Consider the following 2,982-nt stretch of genomic DNA (forward strand, 5'->3'; position numbering starts at 1 on the left):
CCACCACCCGCCCGGTGTCGGGCTCCGGCGCGCGGACGACCACCACCGGGCAGGACGCCCGCTCGGTGACGGCCAGCGCCACCGAGGCCGCGGGCTCCAACCCGGCCCCGCGCGACCCGAGCACCACCATCCGGGCCCGCCGCGAGTGCGCCACCAGCGACTCCACCGCGTCGGCGGGCACCAGCTCGGCCGTGGCCCCGGTCCTGGCGGCGGCCTCCGCCAACCACCGCCACCCCCGCTCGGCCTTGGCCGCCCCGGCCGCGACCGGTTCCCGCGCCTTCGCCCCCACCTCGCAGCCGTGCACCAGGCGCAACGGCACCCGGTGCCGGATCGCCTCCAGGTCCGCCCACCGCACCGCCTCGAGAGCGGCCTGCGTTCCGTCCACACCCACCACGACCGGTCCGCTCACGGCACCGCTCCCTCCGTCGCCCCCGACGCTACGAACCACCGCCCCGGAGGTCTGCGGTCCTTGGCAGGGCGGTGGGCGGGACCTTCGTCCTGAGCCGGGTGGGGGAAGCTTGGCGGGTGGAGTTCTCGGTACTGCTCGTGGAGGACGACGAGCACATCAGGCAGGCGCTGGGTCTGGCGCTGGGCGACGAGGGGTTCGGCGTCACCGACGCCGTGTCCGGCGAGGAGGCCCTGCGCCTGCTGGACCGCCGCGTGTTCGACGTGGTCCTGCTGGACCTGTCGCTGCCCGGCGTCGACGGCCTGGAGGTGTGCCGCGTCCTGCGGGCGCGCGGCGACCTCCCGATCATCATCGTCACGGCCCGCGCCGACACCGCCGACGTCATCGCCGGGCTCGAGGCGGGCGCCGACGACTACGTGACCAAGCCCCTGGTGGCGGGCGAGCTGGCCGCCCGCATCCGCGCGCTCCTGCGCCGCCGGGGCGGTGGCGGCGAGGAGGCCCTCCGCTTCGGCGACCTGGAGGTGCGCGCAGGCGAGGGCGTGGTCCTGCGCGCGGGCGACGAGGTCCACCTGACCAGGACCGAGTTCCGCCTCCTGGTCGAGCTCGCCTCGGCGGCCGGGCGCGTCGTCACCAGGGAGCAGCTCCTGCAGCGCGTCTGGGGCTACGACTACTTCGGCGACACCCGCCTCCTGGACGTGCACATCCGCAGGCTGCGCCGCAAGGTCGAGCAGAACCCCGACGACCCCGCCCTCGTCCTCACCGTGCGCGGCGCCGGCTACCGCCTGGACCCCGACCAGTGACACACCCCAGGCCACCCAGAGTGAGAGTCTTCCTCACCTCTACCCACCCGTTGTGACCCCTGGCACACACGAACGGTCGATCGTCAGCCATTCGTTAGGTCAATCGGTGTTTGTTCCCCCCAGTATGGGAGTCGCAAACGTCGCCTAGACCACCTGGATCGCCCTTGACGAGGACCCGATCTCTTCCCGCCGACGCCGACACGGTGTTCGAGATGCTGACCGACCTGGAGAACCTCTCCACCTGGCTGCCCTCGGGCGTCGAGGTGGAGCGCTACGACGCGCACGCGGTGCGCCTGTGGCTGCCCGGTGGCGCGGTGGAGCGCCGCCTGGAGGTCGACTGGGAGAACCTGAAGGTCGAGTGGGGCAGCGAGGCCACCCCGACCTACAGCGGATCGGTGCGCGTGCTGCGCATGGGTCCCCGGCGCTGCGCCGTGGCGGTGCAGCTGACCGGCGCGACGGGCCAGCACTGCCCCGCCGTGGACGACTGGGTCGAGCGCGCGCTCGACGCCCTGTGCGAGACCGCGCCCGTGGAGCACCCCTGCGTGCCCTTCACGCTGGACCGGAGCGGCTTGACCGCGGCCCGCCAGGCCGTGTGACCAGCTCTCACCGCTTGAGCACGACCCGCGGGGCGGCCACCGCCTGATCGCCCCGCCGTGCGCAGCGCCCCACCGTGCCCGAGGCTTGCGCCATGCGGGTCTTGGTGACCGGGGCATCCGGTTTCGTCGGCGGGCGGCTGTGCGCCGCACTGGAGAGCGCGGGCCACGAGGTGCGCGCGATGACGAGACGCCCCGACGAGTACCGGGGCGCGGGCGTCCCCGTTCCGGGGGACGTGACCGACGAGCGCGGCCTCATCGAAGCGGCCCGCGACTGCGAGGTGGCCTGCTACCTCGTGCACGGCCTGTCCGACCGCGACTACCGGGAGGCGGACGCCCGAGCGGCGAGGTCCTTCGCCAGGGCGTGCGCGGAGGCGGGCGTGCGAAGGATCGTCTACCTGGGCGGCCTGGGCAACGGCGCCCTGTCCGAGCACCTGAGGAGCAGGCGCGAGGTCGAGTCGATGCTGACCTGCGCGGGCGTCCCGGGGACTGTGCGGCGCGCCGCCGTGGTGATCGGCCACGGCGGCGCGTCCTGGAAGATGCTCCTGTCCCTGGTGGAGCACACCCCCCTGATCCTCGCCCCACCGGAAGCCAGGACCCGCTGCCAACCCATCGCCGTGGCAGACGCGGTCCGCTACCTGGTGGGCGCGGTGGAAACCCCCGAGACGGCGGGCAAGACCTACGAGATCGGCGGCCCGGAAGTCCTGGAGTACACCCAGATGCTCCGCAGGATCGCCACCCTGCAGGGCCGCTCGACCCTCGTCCTCCCGCTGCCGGTGCACCTGCCGAGGTCGGACTGGCTGAGCGGCCAGGCCCTGGCGGTGCTCTCCGGCGTGAACGCCTCCCTGGCCGAAGCCCTGCTGGGCTCCCTGGACACGGAGGTGGTGGTCACCGAGGACAACGGCATCACCAACCTCGTGCCGTTCCAACGCACCAACTACGACGACGCGGTGCTGACCGCCCTGGGCGAACGCGCAGCCGAAAACCGCACCAAGTAGCCACCGCACCCACAAGCTGACCGCTTCGCGGGCTGCGGGGCGAGCGCAGCGAGCCCGCAGCACACCCACCCGCGTCCCTCTTTCCCGTTTGGCCTGGCGAAGCCCGAGCACGCTCGTCAAGATGCCGCCGCACTCTGCGGCAGACCGGGGTGTCAAACGGCGTCTTGACGAGCGTGCTTGCCTGA

Annotated in this window: 4 protein-coding genes; 3 read left to right on the plus strand and 1 reads right to left on the minus strand. The window is 73.2% G+C overall.

Going from position 1 to position 2,982, the window contains the following annotated elements; genetic code table 11:
• Window positions 1-409, minus strand: a 409-nt coding sequence (locus tag ACTUAL_RS14080) for a universal stress protein (protein WP_440900556.1), incomplete at its 3' end; no start/stop codon positions are given.
• 116 nt (window positions 410-525) lie between these two features.
• On the opposite strand from ACTUAL_RS14080, the gene ACTUAL_RS14085 reads away from it, so the two are divergent.
• The 3 genes from ACTUAL_RS14085 (at window position 526) to ACTUAL_RS14095 (ending at window position 2,797) form a co-directional block, all read left to right on the plus strand.
• Window positions 526-1,206, plus strand: coding sequence for a response regulator transcription factor (locus ACTUAL_RS14085; protein WP_085945018.1), 681 nt, complete (start codon window positions 526-528; stop codon window positions 1,204-1,206).
• Window positions 1,207-1,370: 164 nt separating this feature from the next.
• Entirely contained in the window at window positions 1,371-1,802 is a 432-nt protein-coding gene (locus ACTUAL_RS14090; RefSeq protein WP_157767565.1) for an SRPBCC family protein, read from the plus strand.
• Between the two features lie 92 nt (window positions 1,803-1,894).
• A complete protein-coding gene (locus ACTUAL_RS14095) occupies window positions 1,895-2,797 on the plus strand; it encodes an NAD(P)H-binding protein (protein ID WP_440900557.1) in 903 nt (300 codons plus the stop codon).
• Window positions 2,798-2,982: the final 185 nt, after the last annotated feature.

Source organism: Actinosynnema sp., from assembly GCF_052038725.1.